The sequence below is a fragment of the Oceanimonas doudoroffii genome (genome assembly GCF_002242685.1).
Taxonomy (GTDB): Bacteria; Pseudomonadota; Gammaproteobacteria; order Enterobacterales; family Aeromonadaceae; genus Oceanimonas; species Oceanimonas doudoroffii.
Map to the genome: position 1 here is coordinate 1,897,597 of NZ_NBIM01000001.1, position 19,113 is coordinate 1,916,709.

A 19,113-nucleotide genomic window follows, 5' to 3' on the forward strand; every position below is an offset into this window, starting at 1 on the left:
GTCAGTATAACGGCAAACAGTGACACTGGGGATGGGGGATGATCAAGGCAGGCTGGAATTAAGCAGGACTCATTCCAACCTGGATGTTGCCCGCCTCACGCCACTTCCCGCCGGCGCTCGGCTTCGTCGGGAAAAAAGGTCAGGGCATGGGGTGCCACGGTCACCTGCACATTGGCCACTGCCGGCAGCGGCTCGTTGATGCTCACCTCCAGGGTCAACCCCTGGCATTCCACCAGACAGCGGGTATGGGCACCGAGAAACTGCTGCTCCAGCACCCGGCCATTGCCCTGCTCCGCTTCGCTCAGCAGCAGCTGACGCGGTCGCAGCAACAGCCGACCTTCACTGCCGGGCTCGGCACTAATGGCCGCCAGGCTGGCAATCCGGCCCAGGGGAGTCTGCAGGCTGTGGCTGTCGTGCACCGTGGCCGGCACATAGTTGCTCTGACCGAGAAAGTCGGCCACAAAGGGGGTCTGCGGATGCTGATACAGGGTTTGCGGCCGGCCCACCTGTTCGATGTGGCCCTGGCGAAACAGCGCCAGCTTGTCGGCAAAGGCAAAGGCCTCTTCCTTGCTGTGGGTCACAAAGATGGCGCTGATGCCCTGCTCCTTGAGCAGGCTGCGAATTTCACTGATCAGGCGCATGCGAACCTGAGTATCAATATTGGAAAAAGGCTCGTCCAGCAACATCAGCTGGGGCCGGCAGATCAGCGCCCGGGCAATGGCCACTCGCTGCTGCTGGCCACCGGAAAGCTGGTGCGGATAGCGCTCGCCCAGGCCGGCCAGGTTGACCAGCTCCAGCACCTCGTCGACCCGCGTCCGAATCACCGCCTTGTTGCTTTCCTTGCTCTGCAGGCCAAAGGCCACGTTTTGCGCCACGTTGAGGTGGGGAAACAGGGCATAATCCTGAAAAATCATGCCGATATTGCGCTCTTCCGGCACCACCGCCGCGCCGTTGCCGTTGACCTTGCGGCTGTTGATGCAAATGTCCCCGCCAGACACCGGCAGCAACCCGGCCACCGCCTTCAGCAGGGTGGTCTTGCCGCAGCCGCTGGCACCCAGCAGGCACATGATTTCATTGCTTTCTACCCGCAGCGACAGGCCATCCAGCACCGCCTTGCCGTTGTAACTGCAACAAATGTCGTCAATCGTGAGTGCCGCCATCAGTGATGTTGCTCCAGTGAACGGTTTAGAAAAATCAGAGGTATCAGCCCCACCAGCACAATCACGATGGCGGGCAGCGCCCCCAGCTCCAGTTGCTCGTCGGAAACAAACTGATACACATAGGTGGCCAGGGTCTGAAAGTTGAACGGCCGCAGCAGCAGCGCCGCCGGCAGTTCCTTCATGCATTCAATGAACACCAGCAGGGCCCCGGCCAGCATGCCCTTGCGAATCAGCGGCAGGTGCACTCGACGAATCATGGCCGCCGGGCCATAGCCCATGGTCTGGGTCACCATATCGAGGGATGGCGACACCTTGTTCAGGCTGCTTTCCACCGCCCCGATGGCCATGGCACCAAAACGCACCAAATAGCCAAAGGCGATGGCGGTCATGGTACCGGTCAGCAGCAGGCCAGGCTCGGGCAAGCTCAGCCACAGCGCCAGATCGTTGATGGCAAAGTCCATCATAGTCAGCGGCACCAGCACCCCAATGGCCAGCACGGTGCCGGGCAGGGCATAGCCCATGGCCGCCAGCCGCAACGGCAGCACGGTATGACGCTTGCCCTTGAGCCGGTGGGTCATGCCCAGCAGCAGGGCAATGGCCAGCCCCAGCACCGCCACCACCGCCGACAGCACCAGGCTGTTAAGGCTGTATTCAAAGAAGCGGGCATTCCAGGCCTGATCGAAATAGCGCACCGCGTGGTAGCACAGAATGACAAAAGGCAGCAGGAAGCCGAGACCGACCAGGCCCCAGCAGAACGCCAGCGCCGCCCATTTTCGGCCGCCGGTGAGCCGGTAGCCGGCCTCCTGCTCGTGGCCCATGCTCTTTTGAAACACCTGCTGGCGCTTGCGGCTCATGCGCTCCAGGCTCAGCAGCACCATCACCACCAGTAGCATGATGGCGGAGATCTTGGCCGCCGCCTGCAGGCTGCCATAGCCAAGCCAGGTGTCGTACACCGCCGTGGTCAGGGTGTTGACCGCAAAGAAATTGACGGTGCCGAACTCGGCCAGGGTTTCCATCGCCACCAGTGACAGCCCCACCGCAATGGCGGGACGGGCCAGGGGGAGGCTGACCCGGCAAAAGCTTTGCCAGGGCGTGCAGCCCAGCAGCCGGCTGGACTGAATTAGGCTGGTGGACTGTTCCAGAAAGGCGGTGCGCCCGAGCAGGTAGACGTAGGGGTAGAGCACCAGTCCCAGCACCAGGGCGGCGCCCCCGAGACTACGAATGGGAGGAAAATAGTAGTCGCCGGCAGACTGCCAGCCGAACCAGTCGCGCAGCGCCAGCTGCACCGGGCCGGAATAGTCGAGCAAGTCCGTATAGACAAAGGCGACAATGTAGGACGGCATGGCCAGGGGTAATATCAGTGCCCACTGCAACCAGCGGCGTCCGGGCAGCTCGCACATGGCCATCAGCCAGGCGGCGGGCAGGCCAAACAGCAGGCTCAAGCCCATCACCAGCGACACCAGCCAGAAGGTGTTGCCAATGTAGGCCGGAAGCACAGAAGCCCACAGATGACGGAAGATGTCTTCTGCGGGCAACAGGGCTTCGACTATCAGTGCCAGAATCGGCAAGGTCAGCACCAGGGCGATGCCCCAGCTGCTGACCGTCCAACCATATCTTTTCATGTACAACTCAAAACGGGGGACAGGCCCCCGTCTTTTTACAGATCGTATTTCACTTCGTCTACCAGCTTGATCGCTTCCTGGGCGTGTTTGGCCACGTCGGTCAGCGGCAGGGTATCGGACTTGAAGTCACCCCAGGCCTTCACCAGGTCGGACGGATCCACGCCCGGCTTGACCGGATATTCGTGGTTGGCGGACGCATACAGGTGCTGGGCTTCGTCGCCGGCCAGGAACTCCATCAGCTTGAGGGCCGCATCCTTGTTCTTGGCATGCTGAGTCATGGCCACGGCGGAGATATTGACGTGGGTGCCACGATCGCCCTGATTGGGGAAGTTGATGTAGACGGACTCGGCCGCTTCACGCTGATCGTCGTTGGTCAGCATCACGCCGTAGTAGTAGCTGTTGCCCAGGGCATAGTCACACACGCCGTCACGAATGGCCTTGATCTGATCCCGGTCGCCGCCCTGGGGCTTGCGCGCCAGGTTATCTTTCAGGCCCTGCAGCCAGTTTTTGGTGTACTCGCTGCCGTGCTCGGCAATCATGGAGGCGGTCAGCGCCACGTTGTAGGGATGCTTGCCGCTGCGGGTACAGATCTTGCCCTTGTACTTGGGATCCGCCAGCTCTTCATAGGTAATGTCGTCACGCTTGCCCACCCGGTCAACCGAGCTGTAAATGGCACGGGCGCGGGTGGTTACCGCGAACCACTTGCCGTCGGCATCGCGATATTGGGCCGGAATGTTTTGTTCCAGCACGTCGCTTTGCACCGGCTGGGTCAGATCCTTGTCCACCACGTCCATCAGGCGGCTGACGTCCACGGTCAGCACCAGATCGGCCGGAGAAAGACGACCTTCCCGCTCCAGACGTTCACCCATGCCGTCCTTGATAAAGACCACGTTCACATCGATACCGGTTTCCTTGGTAAAGGTGTCGAGCATGGGCTTGATCAGGAATTCCTGACGGTTGGAGTAGACGTTGACTTCTTCGGCTGCAGCCTGGGCGGTGAAGCTGGAAGCCAGCAGGGCAGCGGCGGCGGTGAGGAAAAACGGTCTGGTCATTATCCGGTTCCATTGGTTGACTGAGAATAATTAACGTTCAGCAGTATACCGGGCTCCAAGAGGGAATCAACCACCGGCGAACACTCAAATAATAAAAATTGTTATCTTCACTTCGGTGTTTTGAGGCGGATCAAAAAAAGAGGAGCACAAGGCTCCTCAAAACAAGACCCGGCGGCCTCGTGACGTAAGCGTGTTACTGGGCCGGCAATCAGCGCGGCTTGAGGGTAACGAACTCGGGATAGGCGTCGATGCCGCAGTCTATCTGGTCCATGCCCGACATCTCTTCTTCCTCACCCACACGAATACCCATGGTGCGCTTGAGCAGGTACCACACCAGCAGGCTGGCACCGAATACCCAGCAGCCAATAACCAGGATGCCGACCAGCTGGGCAAAGAAGGTGGCATCGGTGTTGGCCACCGGTACCAGCAGCAGGCCCAGAATGCCGCACACACCGTGTACCGAAATGGCACCCACAGGATCATCGATGCGCAGTTTGTCCAGGGCCACGATGGAGTACACCACCAACACGCCGGCCAGCAGACCAATGGCGGCAGACCACAGGTGGCTCGGTGACAGCGGGTCGGCAGTAATCGCCACCAGACCGGCCAGGGCACCGTTGAGAATCATGGTCAGATCTGCCTTGCCCCAGGTGATTTTGGTGACCAGCAGTGCGCCAATGGCACCGGTGGCAGCGGCGGCGTTGGTGTTAACGAAGATTTTGGATACGGCAGTGGCGTTTTCCACATCCGACAGCAGCAACTGAGAGCCGCCGTTAAAGCCGAACCAGCCCATCCACAGAATAAAGGTACCCAGGGTCGCCAGCGGCATGTTGGAGCCGGGAATCGGGTGAATGGCGCCGTTTTTGCCATATTTGCCCTTACGAGCCCCCAGCAGCAGCACACCGGCCAGGGCCGCGGCGGCACCGGTCATGTGCACAATGCCGGAGCCGGCGAAGTCACTGAAGCCCAGCTCGGACAGGAAACCACCGCCCCAGGTCCAATAGCCTTCCAGCGGATAGATAAAGCCGGTCAGCACCACGGAGAAGCCCAGGAAAGCCCACAGCTTCATACGTTCGGCCACGGCACCGGATACCACGGACATGGCGGTAGCCACGAATACCACCTGGAAGAAGAAATCGGACTCCAGGGAGTGATCCGCATCGGCACTGGGGCTGCCAATCAGGCTGCCCAGGCTCGGCAACCAGCCGCCTTCGGCATTATCCACATACATGATGTGGTAACCCACCAGCAGGTACATGGTGCAGGCGATGGCAAACAGCAAAATGTTCTTGGTCAGAATTTCGGTGGTGTTCTTGGCTCTAACCAGGCCGGCTTCCAGCATGGCAAAGCCGGCAGCCATCCACATTACCAGCACGCCCGACATCAAAAAGTAAAAGGTGTCGAGGGCAAATTTCACTTCGGTTAATGCATCCATGACATTGTTCTCCCTTAAATGGCTTCCACGTCCCGCTCACCGGTACGAATACGTACCGTTTGCAGCAGGTCAAATACGAAGATCTTGCCGTCTCCGATTTTGCCGGTTCCGGCAGCCTCGGTAATGGTCTCGATCACCCGCTCCACGTCTTCACTCTGGGCGGCGATCTCCAGCTTGATCTTGGGCAGAAAATCCACCTGGTATTCGGCACCCCGATACAACTCGGTGTGCCCCTTCTGGCGGCCAAATCCTTTGACTTCACTGACCGTCATACCATCTATACCCAGGCTGGACAGGGCCGAACGCACATCGTCGAGCTTGAAGGGTTTGATAATGGCGCAAATCATTTTCATGGGGGGCTCCTCGCGCAGAAAAGAAAGTCCCCCTGTTCTTTACAAGCTTCGTGCCAATTTTTTAAACCATTAAAATCAATAACTTAAAATCATTCCCTTGGATGGTGCAATGAGCATCATGTTATGCTGGTGCATCCATCCGACAGCGCGCACCAAAACAGTGCAAAGGAAAGTTACATGCTGGAAATTTCCGCCCGAGTAAGCATTCCGGAACGGGAACTGGAGTTTATTACCACTCGTGCCGGTGGCCCCGGAGGTCAACACGTCAACAAGACCGACTCCGCGGTGCAACTGCGCTTTGACTACGCCAGCAGCCCCAGCCTGCCTGAGGGTTACAAGGAGGCGCTGGCGAAAATGCGGGATCACCGCGTGCTGCCCAGCGGCTGGATATTAATCAGGGTGGAAAGCGAACGCAGTCAATTGATGAATCGGGAAGCGGCCAGGGAGGCCTTGGTGGCCCTGCTGCAAAAAGCCGGCAAGCCGGTCAAGGTGCGCCGCCCCACCAAGCCCAGCAGGGCGGCAAAGGCCAAACGCACCGACAGCAAGACCCACAGGGGCAAGATCAAAAGCTCTCGCGGAAAGGTAAAGTTCTAGGCTGTCGCCTGTGGCCGTAAGGGGGTAAGACGTAAGGAGAAATACAGGTCCGATATCAGACCCAGTCGCTGTGTTTATCACCCCTCACCGGCTCTGAATAAACTCCCGCCACTGGGTCAGCAGCCGGGCCAGATCGTCCAGGCCGCAGCCGGCGTAGTGGGCGTCGTCATAATAGCTCATGCCCTCTTCCAGCTCGCCGCCGTCAAAGGCCAGGCCGTGGCCGATAAGCTCGGCCTCGCCGTCGCCCAGGGCCAGGGTGAATTCGGCGTATTCCCGGCGAAGCTCGTCCTGCTGACGCGCATCCAGCCCGGCGATGGCGTCCAGCAGCCGCGTGGCTTCGGCGGCATCCACCTCGTCGGTCAGCCACTGGCCAAAGGCCTCATGGCCCATGTCACACCGGGCCCGGCAGCGGCCGTCCAGATCACGTAAAAAGTCGAATTCCATGGCCGCTCTCCCGGCGAAAAAGGCGCTATTCTAGCCGCCGCCTTCCGCTTCTCACAAGAGCCCGCGGCCAGCACTCGGTCAGGGCCCGCCACAGCTTGCCCCCGGTCACCCAGAATGGTCGTAGAATCAGGGTTGTCATGCGCTGGTAACGCAGGTTGTCTTTTTCCCCCACCCCAAACTCAAGCGGCTCCGGCGTTGAGGTGGTCACATACAGGGTGCCGAACATCCAGTCCCAGATCGACAGGTTGGTGCCATAGTTCAGGCTGAAGTGCTTTGGATCTTTGCTGTGATGGATCTGATGCTGGGCCGGACTGTTGAGCACATGCTCCACCACGGGGCCAAACGACAGCCACACATGGCTGTGGCGCAGGTTGGCCGCCAGCGAATTGAACAACAGCACCATATAGCTGACACCAAACAGGGTGTACTTGCTTACCTGGCCGCCGCTGAAATAGAAAAACAGCCCGGCAAACAGCGCCAGCGCCGTGCCCTTACACAGTTTTTCAATCAGCTTCTCCACAATATGAATGCGGCTGGCGGTGGGCGGCACCATCACGGTGGCGGAATGATGCACCTTGTGAAACTCCCACAACCAGCGACCATGAAAGGCCCTGTGCACCCAGTAATGCACAAAGTCCGACACCAGAAAGGCGCCCAGGCCATAGGCCAGCATCAGCGCGGTGCTTTCCCCCTGCCAGGGACGCTCACCCCACCACTGTGTTAACCGGGCACTGACATCCCCCGAGCGCAGCAGATAAGGATCCAGCCAGGCCAGCACCGGCACGACCAGGGCCGCGTGCAGCAATACCCGCAGAAAATAGTACTGGTAATCGATCAGGGCGGAGCGATGCAGCCAGACCCGCCGGCCACCGAGAAACTGGCCAAAGCTGCCCACGGCGCCTCGCCGCCGGTACAGCAGGAAGGCCACGGTAAAGGAAATGGCGAGAAACACCACGCCCAAGCGGCCATTCAGATCGAACAGGCCGGCAAAACGCCGCCAGAGGGGCAGCCAGATCTCGCTGTGAAGGACGTCGGCCAGCGCCGAAATCGGTTCCATGTTGTCTTGATTGCTCGTTCGAATCGCCAAAGGGGACGGAATTTTAAAAGAAAGTCAGTCTCAATACCATTCTGTCCCAAAAGACTGATTTTTGAGTCAAGTGAATGCATTCCATACAGAAACTGTACACATTACACACAAAACATGCGTTCAATTACTGGCCGTTTTATCCCATATCCAGTATTCTATGCGCCCTTCGGCGGTTCGGCCGCCAGCATAACCATAACAATGACAACCCAGTTGCAACACACCGGAAAAAATATGTCTAATCACACGCAGCAACCTTCAAACCAGAGCGAACTGGTATACCGGCTTCATGACAAGCCGCCCTTTTGGCAGTCCCTGTTTGCCGCCGTTCAGCACCTGCTGGCCCTGTTTGTGGCGGTGATCACGCCGCCGCTGATCATCTGCCAGGCCCTGGGCATTCCCGCCGCCGACACCGCCCACATCATCAGCATGTCGCTGTTTATTACCGGTGTAGCTTCCTTTATTCAGATGAAGCGGTTCGGCCCCATCGGTACCGGCCTGCTGTCGATTCAGGGCACCAGCTTTAACTTTCTCGGCCCCATCATCGCCAGCGGCCTGGCCATGAAGGACGGTGGCGTTACCACCGAAGCCATGCTGGCGGCCATTTTCGGCACCGCCCTGCTGGCCGCCCCCACCGAGATGATCATCTCCCGCTTTCTGCATCTGGCCCGACGCATCATCTCCCCCCTGGTCAGTGGCATTATCGTAACCCTGATCGGCCTGACCCTGATCCAGCTGGGCCTGACCTCCATCGGCGGCGGCTTTGGTGCCATGGAAGCCGGCGAGTTCGGCTCCCTGGAGAACCTGGCGCTGGCGGGTACCGTGCTCGGCATCATTATTCTGATGAACCGCAGCCGCAACCCCTATGTTCGCCTGTCCTCCATTCTGGTGGCCATGGTCGCCGGCACCCTGCTGGCCTGGCAGATGGGCAAGCTGGCGCCGCTGTCGGACAGTCTGCCCACCGTGGCCCTGCCCATTCCCATGCAATACGGCCTGGGATTTGACGCTTCCCTGTTTATTCCGCTGGTGCTGGTCTATGTGATCACCTCACTGGAAGCCATTGGCGACACCACCGCCACCTCTGAAGTGTCCGGCGAGCCGGTATCCGGTCCGGTGTACATGCGCCGGCTCAAGGGCTGCGTACTGGGTGACGGTGTGAACTCCTCGCTGGCCTCCATCTTCAACACCTTTCCGGTGTCCACCTTCAGCCAGAACAACGGCGTGATCCAGATGACCGGCGTGGCCAGCCGCCACGTGGGCTTCTTTGTGGCCGCCATTCTGGTGATCATGGGCCTGTTCCCGGCCATCAGCACCCTGGTGCAGCGCATTCCCGAGCCGGTACTGGGGGGCGCCACCCTGGTGATGTTCGGCTCCATCGCCGCCGCCGGCGTGCGCATTCTGTCCCGGGAAACACTGGATCGCCGCGCCCTGTTCATCATCGCCATTTCCTTTGGCATGGGCCTGGGCATTTCCCAGCGACCGGACATTCTGCAGTTTATGCCCGACATCATTAAGAACGTGTTTGCATCCGGCATCTCCGCCGGCGGCATCACCGCCATCGTGATGAACATCATCATGCCGATGAACAAGCCGCAAGCCGATGAGGCCACCGAGGCCGCGCACGCCGAGCAGGCCGGCTGACCCACGATCGCCCGAGGCCGGCACCGTCCTCAAACATAAAAAACGGGCGGCCAGTCAGACTGGCCGCCCGTTTTTGTCTGCGGCGTTATCACTCAGGAATAGGCTTTCGATGTTTCCAGGCAGCCTACCTTGCCGCTGGCCACGGCCTGCTCACGGTCCGCCTGGTGATCGGGAATATGTTCCAGGTTACCTTCTACCCCGGCCTGGGTCAGAAAGTGCAGGTGTTGCTGAAACTCATTCAGTATATCGTGTGCCACCTGCAGCCGGGTGTAACCATTGAGATCCTGCCCTACGCTACCATCGGCCAGATGCACATCAAGGCGAAGGTAATAGTCGTCATCCGCCAGCAAAAAACTCGGTGGCTGCATACGCCGCGTATGGATCTCGTAAATAAAGCTCGGGGCTCCCTCGAAATCCACCCGCAACATGGGACACGGCAGCCGTTCTTCATCGGTTTCCCGCTCAATCAGGCTGGCATGCTGGCCCCGCCGGGTCAGCTCCTCCACCAGCTCGGTCATGGCCGGACGAATCGCATGGCGTATGGTGGCGTCTGCACGATCATGGGTGGCACCATCCAGGGTACGATCGAGCCGCTCCCGCCAGTCAAGCACGGCACCGTTGCCGGTCACCACCTGCTGGCGCGCCTCCAGTTTGCCGGCTTCTATTCTTAACGAACGATAGAGACCGATCATGCTCAGCACGATGATTGCCGAGAATGGCAGGGCGGTGATCACCACCGCACTCTGCAGGGTTCTGAAGCCGCCGGCCATCAACAGCACCATGGTGATAAGGCCAATCAGCACCGACCAGAAGATACGCAGCCGAACCGGCGCATCATGATTGACGTCACGCAGTATATAGGTGAAGTTGGACAGCACCAGTGCCCCGGAGTCGGCCGAGGTTACAAAGAAAATGATGCTTAACAGCACCACGACACTGGCGGTGAGGCCAACCCAGGGCAGCTGCTCCAGCAGGGTATAGATGGTTGCCTGGGGCATATTGATGGCCTGCTCGCCCAGCACCACCAGCCCCTGCTCCACCATGTTGATGCCGCTGTTGCCCAGCACGGAAATCATCACCATCACAAAGATAAGCGGAATGAACAGAGCCCCGGCAACAAACTCGCGAATGGTACGGCCGCGGGAAATACGCGCCAGAAACAGGCCGACAAAGGGAGCCCAGGCAATCCAGAAGCCCCAGAAAAACACGGTCCAGCCACTGAACCAGCCCTTGGCGTCGGGGTGATAGGCATAGGTATCAAAGCTCTTGCCAACCAGGGCGGTCAGATAATCTCCCGTGTTCATCACCAGGGCATTGAGCAGCATCAGGGTGTCTCCCTGCAGCAGCACAAACAGCACCACGGCGGCCACCATCAGCAGGTTGAATTCCGACAGCCGGCGAATGCCCTTGTTGACCCCGCTCACCACCGACAGGGTCGCCAGGATAACCACCAGCAGGATCAGCAGCGTCTGGGTGGTCAGCCCTTCCGGCACGTCAAACAGGTAGGCCAGCCCGTAATTCATCTGCATCACACCAATGCCGAGGGCGGTGGCAATGCCGAACACGGTCGCCACGACGGAAGCAATGTCCACGGCATTGCCAATCGGACCGTAGATGCGCTTTCCCAGCAGGGGATACAGGGTTGAGCGAATGGCCAGCGGAAGGCGATGGCGATAGCTGAAATAGGCCAGTGCCATGCCCATCACCACAAACACTCCCCAGCCCGAAATGCCCCAGTGCATAAAGGTTTGCACCATGGCCCGGCGCTGGGCGTCGATATCGCCGCCGGCGCCGACGGGGGGCGTCAGGTAATGGGTCAGCGGCTCGGACACCACGAAGAATAAAATGGCGCCACCGATGCCGGCAGCAAACAGCATGGCCGACCAGGACAACAGTGAAAACTCCGGTCGCGAGTGATCCGGTCCAAGGCGGATCTTGCCGAAGCGCGAGACACCAATCACTCCCACGAAGACCAGGTAGGAGGTGATCACCAGCATGTAATACCAGCCAAAGGTCTGGCCAATCCAGTCCAGACCGGCGTTAAACAGCGCATTGGCATGTTCGGTATAGGCTATCGTATAGATCAAAAATATCAGTATTCCCGCCACCGAGCCGTGAAAGACGGCCAGGTTGAGGCGGCCTTCCTGCCCGTTGCCTGTATGTTGCTGTGTCATAGAGAATCCCTCTCATAGTGTGACTACCGTGAACCTTTGCTGATCAAGAGTACCGGCCCGTTGCAGGCGAGCCTGCACATCGGCCTTGGCCCTTGCCAGATACAACCTTCCTCCCCTGCTTCGACAACGGCTTGCCTGTTGCTGAAGCAGGTGAATACCACTGAGATCGATAAAATTGATGCCTTCCGCCAGGATCACCAGGTTGGGACGCTCATACGCCTCCAGCCGACGAGCAATCGAGTCACAGGCGCCGAAAAACAGGGAGCCGTCAATCCGCACCACCATGCAGGACGCTTCCTCGACCGCCAGACGAACTTCATCGGGGGCCTGAGACAGGGAACAGGGCACCACGGGTGGTCGTGTCGTTTTAAGCAAATAGAGTGCCAGTGAAGCCAGTACGCCAAGAAAGATCGCAAACTCCAGCGCCAGCAGCAGGGTGCTGGCAAAAGTGATCAGCAGCACCGTGGTTTCCGACCGGCTGACCGTCAGCGCTTCGCGAATACTGTGCCGATCGACCAGGTTGGCGGCGACCAGCAGCAACATGCCGGCCATGGCGGGCATAGGCACATAATCCAGTAACGGCGTCGCCAGCAGCACCATGGGCGCCAGAAACAGGGCGGCCATGACCGCCGCCAGTGGTGATTGGGCCCCGGCACTGGCATTGAGTCCCGAGCGGGTAAAAGAGCCCGAAGAGACATAGCTCGAAAAGAAGGCGCCTCCCAGGTTGGACAGCCCCTGACCAATAAACTCCTGATTGCTGCTGGTTCGCTGCCCGGAGCGAAGCGCCATGGCGCGAGAAATGGCCGATGCTTCCACCAGCCCCAACAGTCCCAGGGCCATGGCTCCCGGGATCAGCAGGCGCAGGGTATCCATGGACAAATCCGGCATCGAAAAGGGGGGCAGGCCTGACGGCACGGCGGCAATGCGCTGAATCACAACGCCCTGTGGATCGAGCCAGAACGCCAGCAAAGACGCCCCGGCCAGCGCCAGCAGCATGCCCGGCCAGCGGGGCAGCCAGTGGCGACAGGCCAGACTGACCACCAGGGTGAACCCGGCCACCAGCACGGCTTCAGGCCGAATGTCCTCAAGCCGTGCAAACAACCTGGACCAGGTATCAAAAAAGCCGCTGCCAGCCAGCGGGCCCAGCCCCAGGGCATGGGAAAGCTGACTGGTGGCAATGATCAGTGCGGCTCCGGCGGTAAAGCCGGTGACCACCGAATGCGACACCAGGTTGACCAGCGCCCCCAGCCGGGCCAGGCCCAGCACTAACTGGAACAGTCCGGTCAGAAAGGTCAGGGTCAGCACCAGTGCAACAAACTCTCCCATCCCCGCCTCAACAACCGGCTGCAGGGTGGCAAACAAGGCAATCGACAAGGCCGCCGTTGGTCCGCTGACCATTTGCCGGGACGAACCGAACAAGGCCGCCAGTATGGTTGGAATAATGGCGGTATACAGGCCGTATTCCGGGGGCAGTCCGGCCAGCAGGGCATAGGCCACCCCTTGCGGCACCACCAGCACGGCCCCGGTCAGGCCGGCCAGCATATCCGCCCGCAGCGAACGCGCGGTTTGCTGCGGCAACCAACCGGTAAAGGGCACCAGGCACTGCAACAGTGCCTGGTAACGCTGCGCCCTGCCCAGTACCGCCGTCATGAGTGCTGTTCGGAAGCTACCGGGAATCGCGCCCGCCGCTCCAGATCATCAAGATCAATGGTATTGCGCATATATTGGGTGCTGGCATCAAACAGCGGCTGATGATCCCAGGTGGTCACCTTGCCGGTGCTCAGCGCCCTGGATACCAGCCTGCGTCGGCGCTGGCTCGCGATCACTTCGCCATGCAGACGATCGTAGTCCCAGCGTGAGGCAATCTCGGTGCGGAATTCGCGGCAAAGGTCCTGATATGCCGAATCCTGAGCCAGGTTATTAAGCTCCAGAGGATCCGCTTCCAGATCAAACAACTGTTCCGGATCGGGCGCCGAATACACAAACTTGTAGCGGCCACGGCGAATCATCAGCAGCGGGGCAATGGCCCCTTCCCCCAGATACTCGCCAATCACCTCGTCGTGGCCACCGGTTCCATTGAGATGCGGCAGCAGGCTGCGGCCATCCAGAGGGGCCGCGTATTCAGGCGCCACATTGTTGTTTGCCAGCTCGGCAAAGGTGGGCAACAGATCCATGGTGGAGACCGACTCACTGACGCGCTTCGGTGCAAAGCGGACAGGGGCATGAACAATCATCGGCACCCGGGCCGAGCCTTCAAACCAGCTCATCTTGTACCAGAGGCCGCGCTCGCCCAGCATGTCGCCGTGATCGCCGGAGAACACGATAATGGTGTCCTGATCCAGGCCGGTTTCCTTCAATACGCTGAGCACAGAGCCAATTTGATCATCCACATAACTGATGGATCCGTAGTAGGCATGGCGCGCATTGCGGATCTGGGCGTCGGTAAGGGTGCGCTCGTCCAGCTGATAGACATGACGCAAACGACGGGAATGGGGATCCGCCAGTGCTTGGGAGAAAGGCACCTTGGGCATGTCGATCTCGTCGTGATCGTAACGATCCCAGTACTGCTGCGGAATGGTATAAGGGTCGTGGGGATGAGTCAGCGAGACCGTCAGACAGAACGGCCGCGGCTCGCCATTGCGCGCGTAGTCATACAGGAAGCGCCGAGCCCGAAAGCTGACCTCATCATCGAAGTCCAGCTGGTTGGAACGCACGCAGGGGCCGGCCTGGGTCACCGAAGACATGTTGTGGTAATAGCTGGGGCGGGTTTCAAAATCCTCCCAGTTGACGAACCAGCCATAGTCGGCCGGATAGATGTCAGTCGTCAGCCGCTGTTCAAAGCCGTGCAACTGATCCGGACCACAAAAATGCATCTTGCCGGACAGCGCGGTAAAGTAGCCGGCATCCCGCAGGTAATGAGCGAAAGTGGGAATATCGGCGGGAAAGTCGGCGGCGTTGTCATATCCACCGATGCGCGATGGCAGCTGGCCAGACATCAGGGTAAAGCGGGACGGTGCGCACAGCGGGCTGTTGCAGTAGGCCGAATCAAACACCACTCCTTCGTCCGCCAGGCGGGATAAATGGGGTGTTCTGACCAAAGGGTGACCGTAAAAGGGCAGTGACGAGGTGGCCATTTGGTCGGCCATAAGAAACAGAATATTGGGCTGCTTGGCAGTCATGAATGGGCTCTCCCTGAGTCGTTGACATCGCCGGACGTCGGCACTGTAGCCAGTCTCCCAGTCACCCCTCATGCTGTAAACTCGTTAAATTTTTATGTCTGCAATTAGCTCAGCTAATGTTATGAATGAATAACATCATGTCGTAAATCGGCATTCCTGCATCAACCGGGCGCCACTATAGTGGTCCTCTGATATAGCATGAACATCTACTGAGCTAATGTTGTTACTGAACAGAACCGTGTCCCCCAACAGCCTGCGGGTCTTCGAGGTTGCGGCCCGCCAGCTGAATTTTACCGCGGCGGCCAGAGAGCTGCGCTCAACCCAGTCGGCGGTCAGCCAGCACATTCGCACCCTGGAAGAGCAGCTGGGTCTGCCGTTATTTGAGCGGGTCTATCGTGGCGTCAGGCTCACCGACGCAGGCCAGGCACTGTTTGCCAGTGTACGAGAAGGGTTCAGCACCATGGAGCGCACCCTGGAGCGCCTTCAGCAACAGCACCGTCATCCCAGGGTCAATATTCTCACCGACTTCTCGTTTGCCGCTTACTGGCTGATGCCGCGACTGCCGCTGTTTCGCCGCCTTCACCCCCAGATTGACGTACGCATCATGACCAATCAGGGCGTACTGGACTGGAAAGACAAGGAAGTCGATGTTGCCATCGTGTTCTGTGACGAACAAACCCTGGCAAACGTGCCACGATTACTGCCCGAAGTCGTATTTCCGGTTTGCAGCCCCGCCTTTCTGCAGGAGCATGGTCCTTTTGATGATCTTGCTCAACTGGCCGATGCGCCGCTGCTGACGCTCACGGCCGATCAGGGCCAGAGCTGGATGGACTGGCCCGGCTACTTTCAGCAGCGGGCCGGCATCAACCACCTGCACCCTTCAGAGCTGACATTCAACAACTATACCCTGTTGTTACAGGCGGTTATCGCGGGCCAGGGCATTGGCATGGGTTGGCGGGGGCTGGTTGACGGCTTGCTGGAAAGCGGCATTCTGGTCGCCCTGGATACGCAACCGCTCCACTCTCGACGTGGCTATGGACTGATCGATATTCAGCCCGACGACAATAGCGAAGCCAAACAGGCACTGCAGCAATGGATACTGACCTGTGCCATACAAAGTACATCAATGACTCCCCACCGCCTTGCTGAGGGCAACCCTGCTTCCACCAGTTAACCCAGTCCGTTGTTCGGCTCACAACGCCCAGCGGCGCAGCAGGTTGTGATAGACCCCGGTGAGCTGAATGCTGGCTTCGCTGTCGCTGCCCAGTTGCTGGTTGAGGCTCTGAATGCCGGTATCCAGATCAAACAGCAGGCTGCGCTGGCCGTCGTCCCGTACCATGCTCTGAATCCAGAAAAAGGAGCTGATGCGCGCGCCCTGCGTCACCGGCAGCACCTTGTGCAGGCTGGAGGATGGGTACAAGATCAGATCGCCGGCGGGCAGCTTGACGCTGTGGGCACCATAGGTGTCTTCCACCACCAGCTCGCCCCCTTCGTATTCATCCGGGTCACAGAAAAACAGGGTGGCCGATAGGTCGGTGCGAATACGCTCGCCCGTAACCGGATTCATGCGAATGGCGTTATCCACATGAATGCCAAACGACTGGCCGCCCTGGTAACAGTTGAACAACGGCGGAAAAATTTTCTCCGGCAAGGCCGCGGCCACAAACAGCGGATGACGAGACAGTGCCTCGGTGATCAGCTTGCCGATGGCCCTGCCGGTGTCACTGTCTTCGGGTAATTGCAGGTTGTTCTTGGCCTGGGCCGACTGAAAGCCGGCGGTGGCATTGCCATCTACCCATTGTGCGGCCAATAGACGCTCACGGCATTCGGTCACCTGCTCGGCGCTCAATACGCCGGGTATATGCAGCATCATGGTGAAATTCTCTTTTCCTGATAATGAATAAAGCCCCATCAGGGGCTTTGTTTAAATATACGGCCATTGGAACGCAGGCGGCTCGACTGCATCAGCGCCCCAGGGACACCCGCGCCCCATTAAATCAGAACCGGTAGTTGGCAGACAGCACGGCGGAGCGGCCGTCACCCAGCTCAACAGCGGAGCTGCGAGTGTCGGTGCCCGGACGACCACGCACCCGTTCCACATATTCCTCGTCAAACAGGTTATTGACGTTCAGCTGAAGGCTGAAGGCGTCGGTGACCTGGTAAGACGCCATGGCATTATGCACCCAGTAGCTGTCGATCTTGGCATCCACATCAGACGCCACGTAGCGAGAGCCCACATAACGGGCGCCATAGCCCAGCTCCACGCCCGGCAGGATTTCATAGGTGGTCCACAGGTTGGCGCTGTTACGTGGTGTATTGCCCAGCGGCTGCCCCTCGGAATCGCGGCCACCCGCTTGTGGCGCCGCCACTGACTTCAGGGTTTCGCTGTCGAGGAAAGTGTAGTTGGCAAATACCTTCCATTGCTCGGTCAGCACACCGGTCAGGCCCACTTCCACGCCCTGCACCCGCTGCTCGCCGGCCAGTTCCAGCTCGTTGGTCAACTCATTGGTTTCACGGGCATTGGTCTTGTCGACCCGGAACAGGGCACCGTCCAGGCCCAGGCGGCCATCCAGTAGCTCCCACTTGGTACCCAGTTCCCAGGTCTCGTTTTTCTCGGGCTCAAGGTTTTCACCAGAGACCCTTCCCGAGGTGGCAAGAGCCTCTGCCGCCGGGTTAAAGGAAGTGCCATAGGCCAGATAAATACGGCCGTTCTCGGCAGGCTTGTAAACGATACCGGCGCGGCCACTGAACATCTGATCGCTGCTGGAGGCAGTATCGCCACTGACCTTGTTGGTGGTTTCGCCGGAAATCCAGTCGTGGCGCAGGCCCAGGCTCAGATCCCACTGCGGGGCAAGCGTAATGGTATCAAACACATAGAGGGCACGGGTATCAAGCTCGGCATCGGTACCGCCGGAATTGGCGTAGCTGGTGGGGCCGGTCCATTTACCCGGCGGGTTGTAAAGATCAAAGCCGCCGGCCGGGTAATTGCCGCTCAGGTTGTAACTGCCGGTGGTCAGATCATAGGTTTCCCGGGAGATCTCGCCGCCCACCAGCATATCGTGCTTAAAGGCACCGGTGTCGAACTCAAAGGCCAGACCGGTCTGGTTGATCCACATCTCGGTCTGGGCATCCCGGCGATAGGCCTGCGGGCCGGCGGGAAGGTAATTACCCTCGGGCACTCCGGCAGTGTTGACGTGAGACGCAGAAATGGTGGTATCCCGATCTACCCGGCTGTAACGGGTCTGGTTCTCGATGCGGGCGGTGTCGCTCAGTTCGTGTTCCAGCTTCAGGGTAACGGCGTCGGACTGAATCTTTTCCTCGTCCAGGTTGCGCCAGCCAAAGTAGCTCTCCCGATCCACGCCGGGCAGCACCTTGCCGTCCCGGGCCGGCAGGCCGTAGTCGGGCAGGTTGTCGTCCTGCTGGTGAAAATAGCTCAGGGTGGCCTGGGTCTGCTCGCTCAGGCCAATGGTCACGGACGGTGCAATGCCGAAGCGCTCACGGTCGATATTGTTGCGGCCGGGCACGTCGTTTTCGTGAACCATCAGGTTAATACGGGCGGCGCTGTTAACGCCTACGTCGTCCAGGGTGGTGTTGGCGTCCAGGGTCATACGACGGTATTCGTCGGTGCCCAGGCTGGCGCCGATTTCGGCGAAGTCACGCTGTTGGGGAGCCTTGCTCACCTGGTTGATGGCGCCTCCCGTGGTGCCGGCACCGCCAAACACCGAGTTGGGCCCCTTCAGCACTTCCACCTGCTCGATGTTGAAGGTGTCGGTACGGTTGTTCTGGCTGCTGTCGCGCAGGCCATCGATCTGCATGTTGGAGTTGGCACTGAACCCACGAATGTTGATCTTGTCGCCGGAGCCACCGCCGCCCTCGCCCGCATCAAAGGTAATGCCGGATACATTGGACAGCACCTGGCGCAGGCTCAGGGCCTGCTGCTCCTTGATCACTTCCTTCGGCACCACGGTCACGGTCTGGGGGGTGTCCAGCAACGGCTTCACATACTTGCTCGATGCCGACGCCTCGGTCTTGTAGCCCTGCTCGCGGGACTCCTTGACCAGTACGGTATCCAGACGGGTTACGTCTTCCTGGGCATGGGCCGGTACCGCCAGGCTGGCCACGGCCAAGCCGACCGCCGAGCCGATCATGGTTTTGGGGGGAAGTGCGGTTGAGCGAATAAAGGTGCGCACTGACAACTCCTCGATACAAGTTAATTATAAGAATTATTGCCACTTCAAAAAGGCGACTCATTCTCATTTATTGTTTAATCGAGATCAATGCAAAATGTGACTTTTGTTACAAATGTGTCAGCGGCGCGCATAAAAAAGCCAGCCCGAGGGCTGGCTTAGGTCTGACGTTATGACTAGATAGTCAT

The 19,113-nt window shown here is 59.4% G+C and carries 15 protein-coding genes; 3 read left to right on the forward strand and 12 right to left on the reverse strand.

Translation table 11 applies throughout. From position 1 onward, the window contains the following. Positions 1 to 95: 95 nt before the first annotated feature. The 5 genes from B6S08_RS08830 to B6S08_RS08850 form a co-directional block, all read right to left on the reverse strand. A complete protein-coding gene (locus B6S08_RS08830) occupies positions 96 to 1,160 on the reverse strand; it encodes an ABC transporter ATP-binding protein (RefSeq protein ID WP_094200343.1) in 1,065 nt (354 codons plus the stop codon). Continuing rightward, positions 1,160 to 2,782 (reverse strand): ABC transporter permease, encoded by a 1,623-nt coding sequence (locus B6S08_RS08835; protein ID WP_094200344.1) that lies wholly within the window; start codon positions 2,780 to 2,782, stop codon positions 1,160 to 1,162. The genes B6S08_RS08830 and B6S08_RS08835 overlap by 1 nt, the downstream gene beginning before the upstream one ends. A 35-nt stretch (positions 2,783 to 2,817) precedes the next feature. Next, a complete protein-coding gene (locus B6S08_RS08840) occupies positions 2,818 to 3,834 on the reverse strand; it encodes a Fe(3+) ABC transporter substrate-binding protein (protein WP_094200345.1) in 1,017 nt (338 codons plus the stop codon). Between the two features lie 208 nt (positions 3,835 to 4,042). Continuing rightward, positions 4,043 to 5,269 carry an ammonium transporter gene (locus tag B6S08_RS08845; RefSeq protein WP_094200346.1) on the reverse strand — a complete coding sequence of 409 codons (1,227 nt, stop codon included), beginning with the start codon at positions 5,267 to 5,269 and terminating at the stop codon, positions 4,043 to 4,045. A gap of 14 nt (positions 5,270 to 5,283) precedes the next feature. Further along, entirely contained in the window at positions 5,284 to 5,622 is a 339-nt protein-coding gene (locus B6S08_RS08850) for a P-II family nitrogen regulator (protein ID WP_094200347.1), read from the reverse strand. A 177-nt stretch (positions 5,623 to 5,799) separates the two neighbouring features. Between B6S08_RS08850 and arfB the strand changes: the two genes are divergently transcribed. Further along, the gene (arfB, locus tag B6S08_RS08855; RefSeq protein ID WP_094200597.1) at positions 5,800 to 6,216 is read left to right on the forward strand and encodes an alternative ribosome rescue aminoacyl-tRNA hydrolase ArfB; all 417 of its coding nucleotides are present in this window, start codon (positions 5,800 to 5,802) and stop codon (positions 6,214 to 6,216) included. Positions 6,217 to 6,300: 84 nt separating this feature from the next. On the opposite strand, the gene B6S08_RS08860 is transcribed toward arfB, so the two are convergent. Beyond that, entirely contained in the window at positions 6,301 to 6,660 is a 360-nt protein-coding gene (locus B6S08_RS08860) for a YacL family protein (protein WP_094200348.1), read from the reverse strand. A 25-nt stretch (positions 6,661 to 6,685) separates the two neighbouring features. Next, complete coding sequence (locus B6S08_RS08865) at positions 6,686 to 7,717, reverse strand: sterol desaturase family protein (protein ID WP_094200349.1); 1,032 nt, start codon at positions 7,715 to 7,717, stop codon at positions 6,686 to 6,688. Between the two features lie 261 nt (positions 7,718 to 7,978). Here B6S08_RS08865 and B6S08_RS08870 point away from each other — a divergent pair, with 261 nt between their 5' ends. Further along, on the forward strand, positions 7,979 to 9,385 hold the full coding sequence (locus B6S08_RS08870) for a uracil-xanthine permease family protein (protein ID WP_094200350.1): 1,407 nt from the start codon (positions 7,979 to 7,981) through the stop codon (positions 9,383 to 9,385). A 92-nt stretch (positions 9,386 to 9,477) separates the two neighbouring features. Here the strand turns inward: B6S08_RS08870 and betT are convergent, their stop codons facing one another. From betT to betC, 3 genes are read right to left on the reverse strand one after another with little or no spacing between them, the layout of a single operon-like run. Then, positions 9,478 to 11,559, reverse strand: a complete 2,082-nt coding sequence (betT, locus tag B6S08_RS08875) for a choline BCCT transporter BetT (protein ID WP_094200351.1) — start codon at positions 11,557 to 11,559, stop codon at positions 9,478 to 9,480. Between the two features lie 12 nt (positions 11,560 to 11,571). Beyond that, positions 11,572 to 13,209, reverse strand: a complete 1,638-nt coding sequence (locus tag B6S08_RS08880; protein ID WP_094200352.1) for a SulP family inorganic anion transporter — start codon at positions 13,207 to 13,209, stop codon at positions 11,572 to 11,574. After that, a complete protein-coding gene (gene betC, locus B6S08_RS08885; protein ID WP_094200353.1) occupies positions 13,206 to 14,738 on the reverse strand; it encodes a choline-sulfatase in 1,533 nt (510 codons plus the stop codon). The genes B6S08_RS08880 and betC overlap by 4 nt, the downstream gene beginning before the upstream one ends. 238 nt (positions 14,739 to 14,976) lie before the next feature. Between betC and B6S08_RS08890 the strand changes: the two genes are divergently transcribed. After that, positions 14,977 to 15,912 (forward strand): LysR substrate-binding domain-containing protein, encoded by a 936-nt coding sequence (locus B6S08_RS08890; protein ID WP_211284180.1) that lies wholly within the window; start codon positions 14,977 to 14,979, stop codon positions 15,910 to 15,912. A gap of 18 nt (positions 15,913 to 15,930) precedes the next feature. Here B6S08_RS08890 and B6S08_RS08895 read toward each other — a convergent pair whose 3' ends face one another. Both B6S08_RS08895 and B6S08_RS08900 read right to left on the reverse strand, forming a co-directional pair. Then, positions 15,931 to 16,611: a Fe2+-dependent dioxygenase gene (locus tag B6S08_RS08895; protein ID WP_094200355.1), complete on the reverse strand. Its 681-nt coding sequence runs from the start codon at positions 16,609 to 16,611 to the stop codon at positions 15,931 to 15,933. A 124-nt stretch (positions 16,612 to 16,735) separates the two neighbouring features. Beyond that, entirely contained in the window at positions 16,736 to 18,928 is a 2,193-nt protein-coding gene (locus B6S08_RS08900; protein WP_094200356.1) for a TonB-dependent receptor, read from the reverse strand. Positions 18,929 to 19,113: the final 185 nt, after the last annotated feature.

What these genes read in the sequence shown, in the direction of transcription:
- arfB (WP_094200597.1), top strand. Translation starts at nt 5,800, where the DNA reads ATGCTGGAAATTTCCGCCCGAGTAAGCATTCCGGAACGGGAACTGGAG.
- betC (WP_094200353.1), bottom strand. Translation starts at nt 14,738, where the DNA reads ATGACTGCCAAGCAGCCCAATATTCTGTTTCTTATGGCCGACCAAATG.
- B6S08_RS08895 (WP_094200355.1), bottom strand. Translation starts at nt 16,611, where the DNA reads ATGATGCTGCATATACCCGGCGTATTGAGCGCCGAGCAGGTGACCGAA.
- B6S08_RS08850 (WP_094200347.1), bottom strand. Translation starts at nt 5,622, where the DNA reads ATGAAAATGATTTGCGCCATTATCAAACCCTTCAAGCTCGACGATGTG.
- B6S08_RS08840 (WP_094200345.1), bottom strand. Translation starts at nt 3,834, where the DNA reads ATGACCAGACCGTTTTTCCTCACCGCCGCCGCTGCCCTGCTGGCTTCC.
- B6S08_RS08835 (WP_094200344.1), bottom strand. Translation starts at nt 2,782, where the DNA reads ATGAAAAGATATGGTTGGACGGTCAGCAGCTGGGGCATCGCCCTGGTG.
- B6S08_RS08860 (WP_094200348.1), bottom strand. Translation starts at nt 6,660, where the DNA reads ATGGAATTCGACTTTTTACGTGATCTGGACGGCCGCTGCCGGGCCCGG.
- B6S08_RS08865 (WP_094200349.1), bottom strand. Translation starts at nt 7,717, where the DNA reads ATGGAACCGATTTCGGCGCTGGCCGACGTCCTTCACAGCGAGATCTGG.
- B6S08_RS08830 (WP_094200343.1), bottom strand. Translation starts at nt 1,160, where the DNA reads ATGGCGGCACTCACGATTGACGACATTTGTTGCAGTTACAACGGCAAG.
- B6S08_RS08880 (WP_094200352.1), bottom strand. Translation starts at nt 13,209, where the DNA reads ATGACGGCGGTACTGGGCAGGGCGCAGCGTTACCAGGCACTGTTGCAG.
- betT (WP_094200351.1), bottom strand. Translation starts at nt 11,559, where the DNA reads ATGACACAGCAACATACAGGCAACGGGCAGGAAGGCCGCCTCAACCTG.
- B6S08_RS08870 (WP_094200350.1), top strand. Translation starts at nt 7,979, where the DNA reads ATGTCTAATCACACGCAGCAACCTTCAAACCAGAGCGAACTGGTATAC.
- B6S08_RS08845 (WP_094200346.1), bottom strand. Translation starts at nt 5,269, where the DNA reads ATGGATGCATTAACCGAAGTGAAATTTGCCCTCGACACCTTTTACTTT.